Origin of the sequence: Peribacillus sp. NPDC096540 (genome assembly GCF_050278525.1) — a bacterium.
In the GTDB taxonomy this organism is placed as follows: Bacteria; Bacillota; Bacilli; order Bacillales; family DSM-1321; genus Peribacillus.
Window position 1 is genome coordinate 81376 of sequence record NZ_JBNNTG010000021.1, and the last position, 18774, is coordinate 100149.

An 18774-nucleotide genomic window follows, 5' to 3' on the forward strand; every position below is an offset into this window, starting at 1 on the left:
AAAGCCTTAATTAGTTCAGAACCTGACCCACCCTCGGAGCCGGGATGCTTCAGCTATTTTACGAATCCCTTCTATATAAGCAGCAACTTTCATGTTCACGGAATATTTTTGAGAAGTATGATAGACATTCAAAAAGCTGTCTGTTATCTTTTCTTTTAATCGTTTATCTACAAGCTCTTCTGTCCAGTAATATCCTTGGTTGTTTTGGCACCATTCAAAATACGAGACAATCACTCCTCCTGAATTCGCCAAAATATCCGGGACTAGTAATATTCCTTTTTCATCGAGAACTTTGATTGTTTCCTTTGTTGTCGGTCCATTTGCTGCTTCAATTATGATTTCACATTGCAGTCGTTCGACATTATCTTTATTTATCACTCCGCTAATAGCTGCGGGAATTAGCACATCACACTCTTTTTCCAATAATTCTTGATTGGATAATGAACCATTAAATAAGTTCGTAACAACCCCATACGAGTCTCTGTTTTCCAAAAGGTAAGGTATATCTAAGCCGTTTGGGTCATATAAACCGCCAAGCTCATCCGCTATCCCGACAACCTTAGCTCCCAATTCATGCAAATACATTGCCAAATAACTGCCAACATTTCCGAATCCCTGAATAATTACACGCATACCCTGAATAGGCATTTTCTTTAAATCACTTACCATTTGAAGAGTATATAATACTCCCTTGGAAGTAGCTGTTTCTCTGCCCTTCGATCCTCCTAATGACAATGGCTTACCTGTAATAAAGCCGGGTGAATCAAATTCCCTGATGTGATCGTATTCATCTAGCATCCAGGCCATTATTTGAGAATTTGTATACATATCCGGTGCAGGAATATCCTTGGTCGGCCCTACTATTTGACTAACTGCTCTGACATACCCTCTGCTTAATCGTTCTAGTTCAGACAAGCTCATCTTTCTGGGATCACAGACTATGCCACCCTTTGCTCCTCCATATGGAAGATCTGTTATTCCGCATTTCAAACTCATCCAGCCCGCCAAAGCCTTTACTTCTCCAGGAGTGACATCCGGGTGAAAACGAATCCCCCCTTTCGTTGGACCGGTAGCATCATTATGTTGAGCCCGATATCCTTGAAACATCCTTGTCTCGCCATTATCCATTTGGATAGGAATGCAGACTTCTAAAAAACGCATTGGTGTTTTTAAAAAATCAAAAACCTGATCTGGATAGTCCAAAACATCAATTGCTTCTTTTAAGATATCCTGAAATTCTTGCAGAGAATTATCTTTTTGGCGTTTTTTAATTCCCTCAGTTTTAACAGCCATTTTAGCACCTCATTTTTTATTCGTATAAATGTATAAAGCAATTTCCGTGCCAGGCTTTATACATATTGCTGATTGGTAGTGTATCGCCATTTGCATTCATGGTTACACCTTTCATTCATCCAGAAATATGTATTAATTCATAAGCAATTCAAATTTGCATAATGTTAATTTATGATTAGGAAACAAACAAATAGAAAAAAACGCACTCTTTTTAGAATGCGTTTTTCCTTTCAAACTCTATACCTGAATTTCGTCAACTTGATATTGAGGTGGAGCTGTTCGGAATGCCTTTGTGATAAACAATAGATAACAAAAACCAATTATAAACCAGCCTAACCCCATTATTAGTGAGCTGATTTCAAGATTGATCCAGAGAATAGCAATTGATATAGCTCCGATTAAAGGCATAATTAAGTAATTGAAACATCCCTTTATAGTTCGATGCTTCTTTTCTCGGATGATAAAATGGCTGATCACTGACAAATTTACAAAGGTAAATGCCATTAATGCACCAAAGTTTATCAGTGATGCGGCAGTCACTAAATCAAAGAACAAGGCCGACAATGAAATGACTCCTACTATGACAACATTAATAGATGGCGTTTTCCACTTAGGGTGAATAAATCCAAACCATTTTTCCGGGAACACTTTATCACGGCCCATAACATATAAAAGGCGTGATACACTGGCATGTGATGCTAGTCCAGATGCTAGTGTATTAACGAATGTTGCACAAAGAAAAATAGATTGGAACAGCTTCCCACCTACATAAAGAGCGATTTCTGGTAAAGCAGCATCCGGTTCCTTAAAACGGGACATGTCCGGGAAAAAGAGCTGAATAAAGAATGAAGAGGTGATAAAAATAATCCCCCCCCAAAGGGCAGTTAAAAAGATCGCTTTCGGAATCGTTTTTTTCGGATTTGGTGTTTCTTCTGAAAGTGTTGTTACTGCATCAAACCCCAAAAAGGAAAAACAAAGAATGGTGGCTCCAGTTATTATAGACGAATTGTCCATTCCTCCATTTATGAAAGGCTGAATTGTAAACACTTGACCTGTACCTTCTCCATTATGCAAGCCTTTGACAACAAGAATGATGAACACCACCATGATGGCAATCTGAATTAAAACAAAAAGGGTATTAAAGTTAGCAAGTACATTAACACTCCGGAGATTGAGAATGGTGACAATCCCTACAAAAAATATTACCCATATCCATGTTGGAACTTCTGGAAATAATGCTGTGAGATAGATTTTGGTCAGCAATGCATTTACCATAGGTAAAAAAAGATAATCTAACAACGAAGACCAACCTACCAGGAATCCTAAATGTCGGTTAATTGCCTTTTGCGTATAAGTATAGGCAGAACCAGCTGTCGGGAAAACTTTTACAAGTTTCCCATAGCTTGCGGCTGTAAAAAGCATACCCACCAATGCAACGATATACGCTGTTGGGACGTGCCCCCCCGTAATTCCAGATACAATACCAAATGTATCAAATACGACCATGGGCGTCATATAAGCTAACCCCATCATAACAATTTGCCATAATTTTAGAGTTCTTTTCAGTTTAGCACCATTTTCCACCTATCATTCCTCCTTGTAATCGCTTTCATTTATTAGGATTAACACATCTTTAATAGATTTAAAGACCTCCCCATTTTACGAATTTTCAAATATATCTAAATGCAAATTCTGTGCCAAAATGATTACTGTTTACTTAAATACATGAATTTCGCAATAATAAGCTTTGAAATTATGCAATATTAGACAGGGCTTTTAATTGATTCACAAGAAAGAAGCAGTACATCTCTTTCAGATAAGCGATTCAATTTTTCATAGATTATGCGCTCCTTCATAACCCCTGCAAATAAAATCTAGTTAGAATATATAAAATATCACCTAATAGGGACTTGGCATGATAATTGCATTAATTTTCTTCTAATAAAAGTTTCTTCTAATAAAAGTAATAAGAAAATGGAGGAATACAAAAAATGAAATATCCGTTATCTCCTGACGTAAAACCAGAGTTTTGTACCACCGGATCATTTATGCGCTTACCTGCTTCAAGAGAAAACGCCAAATTGGCAGTATTAGGTATACCTTTTGATACAGCTGCTTCATTCAGGGTAGGAGCACGGTTTGCTCCACAGGCAATCCGCCAGGCATCTATGACCTTGTTTCCTTACCATCCGATACACAAGGTGTACCCATTTGACGATTGTAATGCCATTGATATTGGGGATATTTCAGTGATTCCCCATAATATACACCGAAGCTATGAGTTAATTGAAAGTGCCATGACAGACTTAATGAAAGAAGGAATCATTCCAATAGGTATTGGCGGGGATCATTCTGTAACATTGGCAAACCTGCGAGCTGCCGCAAAAGTACATGGACCTGTTGCAATGCTCCATTTTGATTCACATACTGATACCTGGGATACCTATTATGAAGAGAAATATTGGCATGGTTCCCCTTTTATCCGTGCATATGAGGAAGGTTTGCTCCAAACGGATAAAGTTTTTCAAATTGGAATTAGAGGGACGCTCAATCATCCAGGAGATATAGATTCTAGCACGGATCTAGGCTACAACGTGATAACTACGCCTGAGCTGAAGGAAAGAGGAATCGAGGATGTCTTGAAGGAAGTTAAGAAGACCATTGGAGATACACCATGTTTCTTGAGCTTTGATATTGATTTTGTTGATCCATCCTGTGCCCCTGGTACTGGCACCCTAGAGGTCGGCGGTCTAAACAGCTTTGAAACCCTAGAGATGATTCGTTCTCTGAAGGGATTTAACTTTATTGGATTCGACCTGGTGGAAGTCCTCCCCCCCTATGATCCAACACAAATCACATCACTATTGGCAGCCACTATCATTCATGACTTTGCTAGTTTAGTAGCCTTAAAAATAAAAGACGAACAAGAAAAAACAATCCAAAATAATTTATAATATTGTTATTAGAAATTTGTGACATTAACATATAGAAGCAGGAACCTTAACTATGTTCCGCTTCTTTTTTTATCAGCTAGCGAGAAGGCCCTCATTTTCAAAACGAAACAATGCGTGAGCGAGTGCAGGTTTAGTTGGGAATGAATCTCTAGATTGATATAGATTCCACTGAAAATAGAAGCTTTTTAACTAACAAAAAAAACAGCACATTGGACAGGTTTTTATGCCAGAAATTCAATCCAGATTTATATAGGGAAGGCGCAGGCTAAGCAATAAAAATTAAAAAAGTTAGGAGAATTTAGCATGAAAATACCCGTTGAAAATATAGTAGAGTTAACTGTAGAACATCAATTCTTACAGGCTTATCCTATAATGAGTCAGTTACATACTAATTTGACTTTAGAGGAATATCTAGAATTATTAAATGATATGCGTAAAGAGGGTAATCAGTTATTTGCTTTATATCATGATACAAGCATCGTAGCTTTAGCAGGTATTAGTTGGCGTGAAGATTCATATAATGAACGCTATTTGTTTGTACAAGATTTGGTTACTGATGTAAATCATCGTCCTAGTGGCCTTGGATATAGCCTGCTCAGTTATATACATAATTGGGCAAAAGAACAGGGTGCTGAATATATTACATTGGAATCTTGATTTCAACGCCTTGATACCCATCAATAAATTCAAAAAAATTCGGCTATACTATATTTTGTTTTCACTTCAAGTACAATTTTCAAGAGGGGGCCTATACCTATAAAGTATAGCCCTTTTTTGTACCTAAAATATCCTACCCATGAAAGTTTGAAGTTTTGAATAAGGGTTATGAATGTAGCTTTTTAATAATGTTTGCAACTTTATAAAAAAGTTGAACCGTTATTAATAAAGTTTGCTCAAAATGAATGCTTTGATTTTCAAAATAGATTTTTTTGTTAGCCGTAAAATGCTGATTCACACGATATGTTTGATCAAACATAGTTTCACTTTATAACAATAATTATACGCAGATGTAATGGAAAAGAGTTTTGTTGTTGAAGTATCTCCATAGGTATTAATAAAAATGCGTTTTTACACAATATTATTTATTCTCCCGACTACTTTTTTGACGAGTTTCTTCTTTTCAGTTGTTCTCGCTGAATAGAATCATGTTTAGAAAGCATCCTTTTCACCTCAAGTTTTAATACTTCCATTTTAAAACAAAAAAGACTGTAGGCAAAAGAGGTTCTATCTAAATGTTAAAACAAAGTTGATTGGAACGGAAGGTACGAGACTCCTGCGGGAAAAGCGCGTCTAGGGGAGACCCCCCGCAGGCGCAAGCCGAGGAGGCTCCCGGACCGCCCGCGGAAAGCGAGTGCCCTACGTTCCAATCAACGGTCAAATTTTAAAAACCTAAAAAAACTGTAGACAAACTCAATTATTATCGAGTTTGTCTACAGTTTGAGAGTAACCATTTAGGTTACTCTTTCTAAGCTTAATTGCTATTATCTTTATCGGGTCGTTCAAAGAAGACCCTTTTTATTGCTGTGTTTCTGGCTCCTAGACTAAAATGTCAAGATAGTAAACATAGTTACCGATTGCTACATCAAAGAGTTTAATGCTGACATATTTAAATAAGATTGGCCAAGAATTATCACCCTTTATTTCTTCTTTCCGCTTGGAATATCTGAAAGTAAAATTTCCCGTTCCTCGCTTATTCAATGATTCGCAACCGGATCTATTATATCACCACTAAATTCCTTCCCTTGCTCAGAATCAATATAATAGTGTTCTGCTTTGTGAAAAAGAGCTTCTGGAAATTCCCTCATATTGCTTTTATAAGAGCCCACACTATTAGCTAATTTATGATAATACAGCTCTCCGACGTTTGGCAGCACTGGAGTTAGAAAGGTAGTAGCAGTAAAAATGCATATTTACTATGAAAAGCACACAATTAGAATTATTTTTAAAGATTTAAAGATCATCTAAATCATCTTCATCTATTCTTGGAAGTTCTGGTTCGATACCTTGGAAAATCATTTTCAATTCACTTTCTAATGAATCTAAGTGTTCTGTCATGATTTTCTCTGCATATTCAACATCTTGATCTTTAATTGCTTTAAAGATTGAAAAATGTTGGGCATAAATTGCCTTATCCATTCCACTGTATTGTCCTAGTTTTTCTCTTGTGATAGATAAGACCTCTATAAATAAATCGGATGCCGCTTCCATCATTATTGAGAGAACCTTATTTTGACTGGATTTTACTATATAAGAATGAAATTTATGATCTGCAGCTACACTCTTCTGAAAATCATTTTCAATGAATGCCTTTTTCATTTCTTCTAATATTGCAGATATGATCGCCAGGTCATTACTTGTTCTCCGGATTGATGCTAATTTTATTGCTTGAACCTCAATGATTTTCCTAGTTTCTAATAAATCAAATATAGTAACACTATCCAGAGCCATTGTATAGGATAGGGTATGATATATCCCTTTCAACTCAGGTTCCTTAATAAAGGTACCACCAGCCTTCACTTCAACCATACCAAGCATTTCTAATGACTTTAAAGCTTCTCTTATTACTGTCCGGCTAACCTTTAACTGTGTAGACAATTCACGTTCAGATAGCAATCTATCTCCTGGTGATAACCCACCTTCAAGAATTAAGTGTCTAATTTCCTCCATTATTTTTACGTACGACTTTACTGAAGACTCTTTACTTAGTTTAATTTTCAGTACCCCCCTTTTACTCTCTTAATAAAATATATTTCTATAGTTTTTAGCTCATAAGCAAATGCAACTTTTGGTCAGACCAGGTAGTTATTCCCAATTATTATACGAGACTTCTAGTGGTAATTCAAAGTATTTTATATTATTCAAACTATTTCTAGATTTTTTTATGAAATAACTTTTATATTATATTTGCCTGTTTCCCTGTATCAATATAACTAATACTCCTATTATTGAGATGACCAACCCCAAAACTATTGAGATAACTTTTCTTTATGTTAGAATGTGATACTTGTAAGGAATATAGAGTTTGAATCTACCTAATACTGGCAAACTATTTTTGGGCAGGTAATTTTATTTCTGGAACCTATATCTTTTCGTAGATGTCACCAACCTGGACCACTTTCGCACGTTGGTTGTTTACATTGGTTTTATTATTAATAATTGCTTATTTTACCAAAAAGCCTAAGTGGGAGGGTTATAACGTACCCCTTTTAACAGATCTTGAGCATAACGGTAACGAATGCTGCTTTAGTTAGTGCTTTACAACCAGGATTACCCCTCTTTTAGGGAGTATCTTTCCCAATCAAATTTTTTATATAAAAAGGAGTCATCCTAAACTTATAAAATAGCTTTGTATGGGGCTACTATGTTAAGAAGACTCCTAATTTTTTTGAATAATGATAAAGTGTTATCTATCTTTATAAAAAAAGAGAAAGCAGACTTCTTTAATAGTCTGCCAATGTAACTTCATTTTTCATTTTTTACTTTCAGAAATTTTTTTTAAGTTACGTTTTCTTTTAATAGTTTGATACATCCTCTTTTTCATCCATTTTGCTCGCTTCATCTTGGCTCGCTTCTTCTAAGCTAAGGTTCTTTGTTTCAGGTGCCATAAAGACGGATACTAGTAATCCTATAACGTTCAATCCTGCTGCTATTAGCATCGTGGGTCCAACTCCAAATGTTGCTAAAGCAATTGGTAAACCGAATGTTCCGACTGAGGCACCGATTCTAGTTACTGTTGTAGCAAAGCCAACTGCAGTTCCTCTAATTTCTGTCGGGAATAGTTCATTTGGATAAGCCCATTCAAGAATAGCAGGAGCTCCTGCGAAAAATGCATACATAAAGAACAAACTAACGATGATCCAACTGCTTGCTTCAGGTGCTAACCCCAGACCTAGCAGGGCGATTGTGGTAAAAAAGAATCCCCCGATACAGAGAGATCTCCGTCCAATGCGATCAATAAAGAACATAGAGACCGTACATCCAATTAAAAACATGAATGAAATTAATGCCGATCCAATATGGGACAAATCCCCCCTATTTAAATTAAAGGTTTCTAACAAAGTTGGTGCAAATGTATAAATTGCGAACATCGGGATTAATTGAAAATTCCAGAATAACATGACAAAAATCGTTCGTTTTCGATAGGCGGGCGAAAAGAGTTTCATGAGACTTGGTTTTTGAACTGGTCCTGAAGGAATATCTTCTAGTGTCGTGGATTCCCCATAGATATTTTTCATGATTCGTAATGCCTTTTCTTTCTGTCCTTTGCTTAAAAGCCATCTTGGTGATTCAGGAGTATTTAAACGCATTAATATAACAATTAATGTAGGTATAGCACTTGATCCTAACATCCATTTCCAAGCATCTGGTCCTAAGTTTAATAAAAAGTAGCCTACAAAGTAAGCGACAGTTGCGCCCAAATACCAAGATATAGTAAGGAATCCGATCATTTTTCCTCGATATTTTTTAGGTGCAAATTCCGTTAACAACGAGGTGGCAATTGGATAATCAGCCCCTATGGCTATACCTAACAACACTCGGATAATAAATAGCTGTTCGACATTTGTTGCAAATATTTGAAGTATGGATAGAACAAGAAATGCTATTAGATCCAAACGATACATACTTTCTCGGCCAACCCTATCCGCTAGATAACCGAATATTATTCCACCAATGAATATTCCAATTAAAGCAGAAGAACCCAGTAGCCCGTTCCATAAACCGTTGATTTCAAATGATTGATTTAATGGGATTAAAGCCATTGCAACGATGCTAAGTATATAACCATCAAGAAAAGGACCACCTGCTGTAAATATTGTTAATTTCATGTGGAATTTCGTTAATGGTGAATCATCAACAATATTACGCGCTTTGGTTGACATTACTATTTCCCCCTTTGATTAAAAGGTTTCTTTTTTTTCTTCATAATAATTTGCGCTTCATTTCTTTTTTGTTCCCGCTTTTCAAAGATCTGTCTGGATGAAAGGTGGGTAAAATGAATTTTGCAAATAGTCCAAAAATGATAACATTCTCAATAGCTTGTATGATTAAGAAATACATTATGAAGAACTAAGAAGGAAAAGTAATGATTTACTGGATTAAGGATTTTCGTTATTAAATTGACAAACAAAATCGCATTTTTAACGAAAATCCATAAAATATCAACGAATTATTGGTAAAATACTAAGCTGAGCCCCCACAAATAATTATTACCAATGATATTGAACCAAAGCAATCGATTTTCAGGACATCAAATTAAATACGTTGTCTGCCGGTAAATCATTTTTACTAATGTCGTATTTTATATTTACAAAGTATGTTCAACCTTATTCGAGTATACTTCCATACCTCTTAACGCTAATTCTTTAAAGAATGCAGCGGTTTCAATACATTTTTCCGGAGGATATACACCTTTTCGTTTAACTTGGCCCTTTGCAAGCATTTGAGCCACAATGGAAGGAGGTACAGATGTTTTCAATGCTCCAGCAGGAATATTCCATTTCTTTTTACTCCCAACATAAACCTCAACTACAACTTTCTCTTTCCGACCATTTTTTTCACCTGTTACGTCAACACGAGTTACACTATACTGATCTTTATCCACTTTTGGTTGTATAAGTTGATTAGCAACAGTTAGTAATGCTTGCCTTGGAGATACCTCAACCCCACCCATATTAATAGGTTCCTTACTACCAAACCCAAGTTGAACTAAAAACTCCACTTTCTCATGGAACTCCTTTGGAAGAGCAATGCTGAAGGTAGTATTTTTACAACCCTGGTCTTTAAATGAATCATAGAGTGTAACGGGTTCTGGATGAATTGTATATACAGGATTTGCAAGGCCAATCGGTTCCTTAAATTCAACAGGTCTAGAAATAAGTGGATCAATTTTCGTTATTTCACCATCTTTTACAACTACTGGATTTAAAGTATACTCGTCGATAATAGTATCTAGCATATATGGTGTAACTAACGGAGAAGAGTATTCTGTAAAATCCTTCATGGCAATTGTAATATCAATATCAGATACTGTATCTAACTGTTCTACCCCAGCTAATGCCATCATATTTGAAATTCCAGGGCCACTTCCCATTCCAAGGACGGCTGTGATCCCGTTTGCCTCAAATTCTTCTGTCAATTCTAGTTGTTCTGCAGTTTCTTTTGGCCAAGCACCAAGGTCTACATAATTAACTCCCGCCTTTAATGCTGCCCTGGTTACATTTGGACATAGAAAAGCTGGACCGCTATTGATAATAACATCAAAATCTTTAATGACATTGGCAGTTTCTTCTTCGTTAAGAACATTAATCTGCTTGGCTGTTAAACGTGGATCTCCGATTTGCTTAGCTCTTTCTTCTGCTTTTTCTATTAAAATGTCAGCAACCATAACCTCTATAACTTCATCATTTTCTAACAAATCATAAATTGTCCCTAATGCTTGGATTCCTGCTCCACCAATAACTATAATTTTCATCTTAATTCCCCTCTCTTAATAAATTAAATAACAACATTTTGATTGATTCCATTAAAAAATTGAACTAGATTATTTATTGCTATAATAAAAATTTCTTTTGAAGCCTCGGGTGTATTAAATGCAATATGCGGACTAAGAACTACATTTGAAGTTGATAGCAGCGGGTTATTTTCCAAAATAGGCTCTTCATCAAAAACATCAATACCAGCGCCTGCAATTCGTGATGAAGAAAGAAATTCAACTAATGAAATTGTATCGATTAATTCTGCTCTTGATGTGTTAATTAGATATGACTCTCGTTTCATCAGTGAAAGTTCCCTTTCGCCTAATAGTTTCCTCGTTTGTTCCGTTAACGGCAGATGAAGTGAAACAAAATCTGATTGTTCTAGAAGCTTTTCTAAGCTAGTAAATGTTACACCTAATTTTAGGGCTCGTTCTTTATTTGGGTTAAAAGTCCAACAAATGACATTCATGCCAAGTACCTTACATAGTTCAGCCATTCTCTGCCCTATTCCACCCAATCCAATCAAACCGATTGTTTTTCCCTTTATCTCCATGATCATATTGGACTGATCCCAAATCCCTCTTGTTACATTTTTGTGGTTCTGGTTAATATTTTTTGCTAGCGAAAACATTAATGCTAATGCATGTTCTGCAACTGAATTATCTGCATATCCAGGGGTATTTGTAACTGTAATACCTCGAGACGCTGCAAATTTCAAATCAATGAAATTAGAAGCACCAATCCCGGTAAATGAAATGATTTTCAATTTAGGGCATTTAGCAATAACCTCATTCGGTATTGACCATCCTAGAAGTATCCCATCGGCATCCTTTACCCTGTTAACAAACTCTTCTTGAGTTTCTGGTCTTCCTTCATAAACACGAATTTCGGCAAACTGTTGTAATGGATCGAGAAGTTCATCCGTTAGTAACTTTTTAAATTGCGGATCTGCATCTGGATATACTATTAACACCTTTATCACCCCCTTACCAACTTCTCTACTAATTTAGGAAACTTTTATTAACAGATATGACTGAAATGACAGTCTTTAAGTACTATGTTTTCAGGCATTCTTTTTAGATATAGTACAATATCCATTTCTTCTTTTTTTACCGTAGGTTAGATATCAACTCCACTCAAGGTGAAAATCTAAATTGAATCCGTTTACATTAATCCGTAATTTCACTGCTATGTTGGTCTGACCATGGAATACCGTAATTATATAACAGAAAATTACATTAGTCAAAATATTTTAAATATTTAATTAACCAATATAATTAACATAAAATTTGCCTTTGGACTACCCTCTAGTTATTAATATAGGGAACGCATATTTGATAATAAAACGAGAAGTCGCTGGGTCTGCATCGTGAAGATACCTCGAAGAAGATGGAGATCTGTATCCCCTACGATATTGCGTGTATTTTTCAGGAGATGTGTGGGGAGTAATAAAAAAAAATTTATCAAATGGTGAAAGGTTATTAATCCTCAAGGATTCATATATTAATCTGATGATTCGGTTTATTTCCAAATTTAACGACTTGTTAACATATGGTGTATTATCAATTGGTTGAATCTACATTATAGGTGGATGGAACTTAGATTTCACGCACTTTACTATGAGCATCGACAGAATCATCTAGATTATACACCAAGTTTTCGTGGAAGAAATGTTTCCTTTCATATAAAAAATTTTTTGAGAAAATGAACTACATATTTTTTTTTGTAACTACTTATATAGTCAGGCTATGTTTATAAATCAGAACTTGACAAAGCTAATAATGTATTACCCTTTTTGTTGAAAATGCATCTGTAAAGGTGAGAACAGATACTCTTTTTTTGACGAGTTTCTTCTATTGCTGTTAAAAAACGCCTTACAATTTCCGTACAATAAATGTATCTCCAAGTAATTCCCAATTCTGAGGAAAAGGATAACCAAGCACCCAATAACTGAGGCCCCTTGCCCTGTAACTCTTCACCAGGTCAAATTTAGCTTTAGCACTACGTGCGTCCTCAAACCAGACTTCATGTGTGCGTCCTTGACTGTCTTTGTATCTATTAATACGGTGATTGGACTGTCTCGTCATATTTTATTTCTACATTCATATGTCATCAGTACAACGAAATCCAACAGCCGTCCGTGAACTGGATAATCATGTGCTTCAACTAATAATCCCTTTTGATTGGCACTCGTTTTTGGGGCAAGGGAGGAGGACACAAAGTAGCCTTCAGGACGCAATCGCTCCACTGCTCTTTGGAGAAAACGATTGTAGTAATCGCGATCCTCTGGTGCTACACTTTCAAAATCGATATTCAACCCACGGTAACCTTTATTTTTCATCGTATTTATGACGTTGGTCAATAATTTTTCCACTAAACTTAAATCAGAGAGTATCGTATGTGCAAGGTTTGTTCCCGCTTCAGTGGCGGAAAAATTCGTTATGCACATCATGGGTACAACCCCAGCTGACTGCGCCGCTTTTATGGTCGGGTTGTCATCAATAACTTCTAAACTCCCATCTTGCCTCATTCTATAACCAAATGGACTTACGTAGGTCAAATCGTAGGCTACTTCACGTACCTGCTCCGCACCACTTTGCCCATAAACGTTTGTAAAACCATTCACATCAATCGTGGGTTTCGGTTTCTGGGGAATCTTTAATATCTGTCCGGGATAAATACTAATAGGGTCTGTAATTCGATTTGTCTGCATAATGGCTTGAACTTTCGTTCCATAACGTCTTGCTATTTCATAAAGGGTATCTCGGTCTCTTACTGTATGATAAATGACCGGAATGATAAGTCTTTGTCCTGGATAGATATAAGAAGGATTTGTGATGCGATTCGCTTGCATGATTTCCTGCACTGTTGTTCCAAAATGATTCACGATTTTTTCAAGAGTATCCCCTGGTTGAACTCTGTACTGAAGATAAGGTTCAGGAATCAAAAGTGCTAGACCAGTCACTAACTTTCCGGGATTTTCAAGACCATTGATCCTAACAATTCGGTTGGTGCTGACACCATATTGCTGGGAAATCTTCCACAAGGAATCTCCCTGTTTCACCACATGGATTTTCACATGCACTGCCCCGCTTTCCTTCATATATTTCATTCATTTTATTCCACGTAAAGACCTTATATGCTTCATGATGGTTTCGGTATTCCATAATTATCAGTTTATCGCTCTTCTAGCTTTTAATTTTCCCCACAAAGGTGAGCCCTTAATGTACACCATTACTCCTTCGCATTCCAAACGTATATTCGCTAACAGTTTATTTATATTCTTATTAAAACAAGGGAAGATTTCAGTTGAAGTAGATTTATTTTTTATCTATACTTGTTAAATATGTATTTATAGCAATTTGGGAAGTTCGTTTTCCTGCTTAGGCTTTTACTGAGCTTGCTATTGGCCCCATTTTTCCTATAATCGGTTTCTAGCTTATTGTTATTTAAAGAACAACCAAGAAACCGGTTACATTTTTTATCCTAGATCCTTGCTCCGGTAATTCAGTCATTTTACCAAATGGAGAACATTAACTTTGAAGGGCGAAACGTTCAGGGCTCCCAACACTTCATCTCCCTGACTCTCGTCCTTCATATTTATTACTACATTCTATTGTTGGGTTATATGCAGAATAGGCATCCAATGGTTGCCATCAATGAAAAAATACGAAAAAACCCTTTTTTCTACTATAAAGGGCTTTTCTTGTTCAATAAATTGTACTTTTTCGGATAAGGTAAAATAATAATCTCCTTAAATTTTCTGTGCTATGGAATCTATTACATTAAATACAAAAGTAAACCGCATGTTGGGTTCAATAGCTATAGCTAGTTCTACTCAAAAGAATCCAAATCGTTACACTAAACTATGCTTTTCTATATCATTTATAGGCTGATAGTCTTTTACCCTTAACCTTTTATCTGCATAGGCAAGATTTTTCAAACATTCTATTCGAACTTTTTCGTCACATACAAAGTCGAATAAAATTTCATTTTCTAATCTTGAATATATTAATGAGATTTCATCTTCTTTAGTCCATTTTCCCATTTGACAAATTTCTAAGTGTCTTAGCATTTCTTGTTCAAAGTATTCTACCGTACCAAACAATACAGTCATTTTAAATTCTCCCCCTTCCTTATCCATGATTCTCCTTCTTATCTTTGTTTTCTTTATCATTTTTTCCCTTTTTTTCTTTCTTATCTTTGTTTTCTTTATTTTTGTTTTTTATTTCTTTTAAATTTTTTTTATGTTCATGTCTTTTGTTCTCTTCACTTTTTGGTACTTTGATTCCACTTTGGTTTTCATTATCTTGTTTTCTCTTTTCTTGTTTTCTCTTTTCTTGTTTTCTCTTTTCTTCTTTAGCCTTTTCTTTCTTCTCTAATTGTTTTATATAGTTGCCTCCAAGTAATGATAGGTCAAACCCTTTAGGCGGGACCTCATTGCCAGATTTCAATAAAATCTCTTTAAAAATAACAGTAGCAGTTCCACTACTGGACGATGAAAGATAATGGCTTTGATCTGTTTTGTCGTATCCTAACCAAATGGCTCCTACAACTTGCGGAGTATACCCTACAAACCAATGATCCTTCGCTCCATTTTGCGAAGAAAATGGCAGTTGTGTTGTTCCTGTTTTACCGGCAATTTCTCTACCTTCGATCTGAGCCTTTACCCCTGTTCCTTCGTTTACAACACCTTTCAGCATAAAAGTGATTTTTTGGGCAACAGATGGTTCTGTTACTCGACTTTCTTTTTTATTCCACTTTTCGAGTGTTACGCCACTGGCGTTCTCGATGCGTTGAATAGCATGAGCTTCTACCATAATTCCATTGTTAGGGAAAGCGGAAAAGGCTTGTGCCATTTGCAATGGAGAAGTTCCTTTGTTCATACCCCCTAATGCTAGACCGGGAATATAGTCTTTTTGTTCCAATGTGACTCCAAAACGTTCCACTGCCTTGCCCCCGTGCTCTAGTCCCATCTTTTGTAACAACCAGACAGCCGATACATTATAGGAATGAATCACGGCATCATACATAGAAACGCTACCGCGAAATTGATTGTCATAATTCTGAGGTTGATATCCATCAATATTAAGGGGGCTATCTTGTAACATATCAAAGATATCATAGCCTTGTTCCAACGCAGGGGTGTATACTGACAATGGCTTCATTATTGACCCTGGTTGTCGTTTTAATTGGGTAGCACGATTAAACTGGCGGAAGCTATGCTCTCCTCTCCCACCAATAAGGGCACTGATTCCTCCTGTCGATGGGTTGATGAAGATTGCCCCACTTTGAATCAATTGAACTGGCTGGCTTTTTGGAAACATATTTTCACTTTTATATACCTCTTCAACAGCATCCTGCATCGTAGGATTTAATTCTGTATAAATACGGAGACCACCTGAAAGCACTTCGTTTTGTGTGAGATGATACTTATTTATTGCCTCATCAATAATGTTATCTACATAATGAGGATATTTCCCTTTATAGTCTTCAGTTTGCTTTCCTTTCAACACTATCGTTTGTTGCTTTGCTTTCTCTAAATCACTTTGACTAATATAGCCTTCATTCTTCATAAGTGACAATACAATATTTCTACGCTGAATTGCCATGTCGTAATTCTTAAATGGAGACAGGATAGAAGGTGCTTTAATAAGGCCTGCTAGCATTGCGGACTCACTTAATGTTAATTTGTTAACGTCTTTTCCAAAGTATACTTGAGCAGCACGCTGAATTCCCCAAGCACCTTCCCCAAAATAGATTTGATTTAAATATCGTTCCATAATCTTATCTTTAGAGTATGTACGTTCAATTTTTTTAGTAAAAATGAGCTCTTTGAACTTCCTGGTATATGTACGTTCCTGGGTAAGAAATACATTTTTAGCTAACTGTTGTGTTATTGTACTTCCCCCCGCTACTAATCCCCCACTAAATAGATTCTTAACCATCGCTCTAGCAATACCTACATAATTAATACCATGGTGATCGTTAAAACGCTGGTCCTCAGTTGAAATGACTGCATTGGTCAAATCGCTAGGAATTTGTTTAATACTAACTCCCTCAATATTTGAAGTTGAAATCTTACTAGCAACGCTTCCCGCTTGGTCGTAGATAATAGTCGGTTGTGGTACAGGATTCTCTAATTTACTTACATCGGTGTTCCAAATAAACACATTAAGAATAATTAAAAAACAAATAGTAAATGCAATTACTATGGCCATTATCTTTAATAGAAACTTTTTGGAATACCTCCAATTCCACATCTTTCTTAATGAAAATTTTCGTTGTTGTTGTCTCTTTTACATTCTCCCCATGCTTATGTATCCGCCCTTAAGTAAAATCAATATAAAAGAATAATATAATCGTTCAGGAAAGTGCAGTTAAATCCCATCCAAAAAGTAAAAAATATAGGTAATGGTCATGTCATATCATTCTTAAAATCTTGAATAACATCTTAATCAAAAATTCGTACATAATTCGTATATAAGCAGCCTTAAATATATTCTTACCCTTGTCGTTATTCAGATTTAAAAACGTACAGTTTTCAATCGTTTTTAGCACCTAAGTAAAACGTCTTCTGATTTTACATCCTAATATTGTGTTACTTTCTCCCATTTCACTTCAGTGTCAAGTGTAAACAAACACTATATTCTTTCAATAAATCAATTACTACTTTCTTTTCCTATAATCAAATTATTTCAGAATATTTATAAAAACCATTATAGATAGTCAAAATACATTTGTTTCAGTATTTTATATAAACCAAATTCAAAAAAATTATTTTATTATACTATATACAGATTTCCACCCTTATAAAGTTCGAAAGACTCTACTGTTTTGTTGGTGTAAAGACATTATTTTTTTAAAAATTGGATTTGAGTCAATATTCAAAAGGGAACTTATACATTTAATTACAGAACATTATATGTATACCAATCCAACTATTAAAGAGAACCAAGTACGACACAAGTAAAAGAGCGATACCAATAACCAATAATCCGTAATCCACCCTCATCGCTATATTAATTTTATTAACTCTTTCCAACATGGATGAAAAAGAAAGGTATTCTGACATTAAATCTGAAAAGAAAAATAGGAATAATGGTCACTATTGGAAAAAACTATTAGATGGCATTAAGGACATTTCATATACCCCATTATTAAAAAGCTCAGTTTTCCTATCCTCTATAGCGTTTTTTATCATTTTCCTGTACGATGGACTATTCATATTTATTGCCCAAAACCTTGGCTTCACACGCAAGGGAACTTTGGGTTACTGATAAGTGCTGTAGGTCTAGGAAGCGTGGCAGGCTCACTTTTAATGGGCAACTGGACTCATTGGAAAAGAAAACCTATTCATTTTATGTCAAGTGCATTACTTTTTAGCGGTTCATTAATCATTGTAATGGGACCTGATAGTATGGAGATTGTAATTCTTCCTGCATTAGCCTGGGTGATTGGAGCATTTTTCCTTGGTTTCATGGGCTCCGGTGAGTCGGTCCCTTATGGATTTATCTTGTAATCGGAGAAACCCAAGCAAATGATGGGCAGAGTATCTGCTGCGACCACATCATTACAAACCTTTTCTATGCTTATTGCACCTGCTGTGGGATCCCTTCTTGCCAAATGGCTTGGAGTTTCTTTCGTCTTGATGAGCAGGTGGGGCAACCTGCTTATTGGGTGCAATTGTCCTCATCTTTATTGTGAGAAGAATAAACGTTCAAAAAGATATTCAGGAAAAACAATTCCAAACTTAAAAAGTTACATGATGATACAATTTATTTTGGAACATGAACGTTGAAGTTGGGATGAGGTTTTTAGCAACCGTAATCTATTGGTCATAAAAAATAAAGCAAGATGAAATAAGTATGATTCTGGAACTCTATCAGATTGTATTCAACAATTGGGCGCGATTCTTGAATAAGGTTCGATTTTCTTATAGAACTAACGGGTGCGTTAGTTGTGCGAAATGTTTCTAACTTAAATTGAGAATGGTCACATTACTCAGGTAAAGGTTAGACAGTTCCTTACGGAACTGAAGGGTTATATCG

General features: G+C 35.8%; 12 protein-coding genes and 1 pseudogene. 4 read left to right on the forward strand and 9 right to left on the reverse strand.

The window, feature by feature from the left end; genetic code table 11:
* Window positions 1–15: 15 nt before the first annotated feature.
* Both ACQKMR_RS17875 and ACQKMR_RS17880 read right to left on the reverse strand, forming a co-directional pair.
* Window positions 16–1293 carry a Glu/Leu/Phe/Val family dehydrogenase gene (locus ACQKMR_RS17875; RefSeq protein ID WP_427698495.1) on the reverse strand — a complete coding sequence of 426 codons (1278 nt, stop codon included), beginning with the start codon at window positions 1291–1293 and terminating at the stop codon, window positions 16–18.
* Between the two features lie 237 nt (window positions 1294–1530).
* Window positions 1531–2877: an APC family permease gene (locus ACQKMR_RS17880; protein WP_427698496.1), complete on the reverse strand. Its 1347-nt coding sequence runs from the start codon at window positions 2875–2877 to the stop codon at window positions 1531–1533.
* Window positions 2878–3284: 407 nt separating this feature from the next.
* Between ACQKMR_RS17880 and speB the strand changes: the two genes are divergently transcribed.
* Both speB and ACQKMR_RS17890 read left to right on the forward strand, forming a co-directional pair.
* Window positions 3285–4247 carry an agmatinase gene (gene speB / locus ACQKMR_RS17885; RefSeq protein ID WP_427698497.1) on the forward strand — a complete coding sequence of 321 codons (963 nt, stop codon included), beginning with the start codon at window positions 3285–3287 and terminating at the stop codon, window positions 4245–4247.
* Window positions 4248–4550: 303 nt separating this feature from the next.
* Window positions 4551–4904 carry a GNAT family N-acetyltransferase gene (locus ACQKMR_RS17890; RefSeq protein WP_427698498.1) on the forward strand — a complete coding sequence of 118 codons (354 nt, stop codon included), beginning with the start codon at window positions 4551–4553 and terminating at the stop codon, window positions 4902–4904.
* Between the two features lie 1293 nt (window positions 4905–6197).
* On the opposite strand, the gene ACQKMR_RS17895 is transcribed toward ACQKMR_RS17890, so the two are convergent.
* The 7 genes and pseudogenes from ACQKMR_RS17895 to ACQKMR_RS17925 all read right to left on the reverse strand — a co-directional run bounded on the left by ACQKMR_RS17895 (window position 6198) and on the right by ACQKMR_RS17925 (window position 16986).
* Window positions 6198–6914, reverse strand: coding sequence for a FadR/GntR family transcriptional regulator (locus ACQKMR_RS17895; RefSeq protein WP_427698499.1), 717 nt, complete (start codon window positions 6912–6914; stop codon window positions 6198–6200).
* A gap of 845 nt (window positions 6915–7759) precedes the next feature.
* Window positions 7760–9127, reverse strand: a complete 1368-nt coding sequence (locus ACQKMR_RS17900) for an MFS transporter (protein ID WP_427698500.1) — start codon at window positions 9125–9127, stop codon at window positions 7760–7762.
* A 425-nt stretch (window positions 9128–9552) separates the two neighbouring features.
* Entirely contained in the window at window positions 9553–10719 is a 1167-nt protein-coding gene (locus ACQKMR_RS17905; protein WP_427698501.1) for a saccharopine dehydrogenase family protein, read from the reverse strand.
* Window positions 10720–10742: 23 nt separating this feature from the next.
* Window positions 10743–11696 (reverse strand): 2-hydroxyacid dehydrogenase, encoded by a 954-nt coding sequence (locus ACQKMR_RS17910; protein ID WP_427698502.1) that lies wholly within the window; start codon window positions 11694–11696, stop codon window positions 10743–10745.
* Between the two features lie 901 nt (window positions 11697–12597).
* Window positions 12598–13802 (reverse strand): annotated as a pseudogene (locus ACQKMR_RS17915) (LysM peptidoglycan-binding domain-containing protein).
* A gap of 777 nt (window positions 13803–14579) precedes the next feature.
* Window positions 14580–14867, reverse strand: coding sequence for a hypothetical protein (locus ACQKMR_RS17920; protein WP_427698503.1), 288 nt, complete (start codon window positions 14865–14867; stop codon window positions 14580–14582).
* Window positions 14860–16986 (reverse strand): transglycosylase domain-containing protein, encoded by a 2127-nt coding sequence (locus tag ACQKMR_RS17925; RefSeq protein ID WP_427698504.1) that lies wholly within the window; start codon window positions 16984–16986, stop codon window positions 14860–14862. Before ACQKMR_RS17925 ends, ACQKMR_RS17920 begins: the two co-directional genes overlap by 8 nt.
* A 1058-nt stretch (window positions 16987–18044) precedes the next feature.
* On the opposite strand from ACQKMR_RS17925, the gene ACQKMR_RS17930 reads away from it, so the two are divergent.
* Together ACQKMR_RS17930 and ACQKMR_RS17935 are read left to right on the forward strand one after the other, a co-directional pair.
* Window positions 18045–18245: a hypothetical protein gene (locus tag ACQKMR_RS17930; RefSeq protein ID WP_427698505.1), complete on the forward strand. Its 201-nt coding sequence runs from the start codon at window positions 18045–18047 to the stop codon at window positions 18243–18245.
* A gap of 18 nt (window positions 18246–18263) precedes the next feature.
* Entirely contained in the window at window positions 18264–18524 is a 261-nt protein-coding gene (locus tag ACQKMR_RS17935; RefSeq protein WP_427698506.1) for a hypothetical protein, read from the forward strand.
* Window positions 18525–18774: the final 250 nt, after the last annotated feature.

Bases quoted from the DNA above. Each gene is read 5' to 3' on its own strand.
- ACQKMR_RS17890 (WP_427698498.1), top strand. From the start codon at position 4,551: ATGAAAATACCCGTTGAAAATATAGTAGAGTTAACTGTAGAACATCAA.
- ACQKMR_RS17925 (WP_427698504.1), bottom strand. From the start codon at position 16,986: ATGTGGAATTGGAGGTATTCCAAAAAGTTTCTATTAAAGATAATGGCC.
- ACQKMR_RS17930 (WP_427698505.1), top strand. From the start codon at position 18,045: ATGGGCAACTGGACTCATTGGAAAAGAAAACCTATTCATTTTATGTCA.
- ACQKMR_RS17875 (WP_427698495.1), bottom strand. From the start codon at position 1,293: ATGGCTGTTAAAACTGAGGGAATTAAAAAACGCCAAAAAGATAATTCT.
- speB (WP_427698497.1), top strand. From the start codon at position 3,285: ATGAAATATCCGTTATCTCCTGACGTAAAACCAGAGTTTTGTACCACC.
- ACQKMR_RS17895 (WP_427698499.1), bottom strand. From the start codon at position 6,914: ATGGAGGAAATTAGACACTTAATTCTTGAAGGTGGGTTATCACCAGGA.
- ACQKMR_RS17920 (WP_427698503.1), bottom strand. From the start codon at position 14,867: ATGGATAAGGAAGGGGGAGAATTTAAAATGACTGTATTGTTTGGTACG.
- ACQKMR_RS17935 (WP_427698506.1), top strand. From the start codon at position 18,264: ATGATGGGCAGAGTATCTGCTGCGACCACATCATTACAAACCTTTTCT.
- ACQKMR_RS17905 (WP_427698501.1), bottom strand. From the start codon at position 10,719: ATGAAAATTATAGTTATTGGTGGAGCAGGAATCCAAGCATTAGGGACA.
- ACQKMR_RS17900 (WP_427698500.1), bottom strand. From the start codon at position 9,127: ATGTCAACCAAAGCGCGTAATATTGTTGATGATTCACCATTAACGAAA.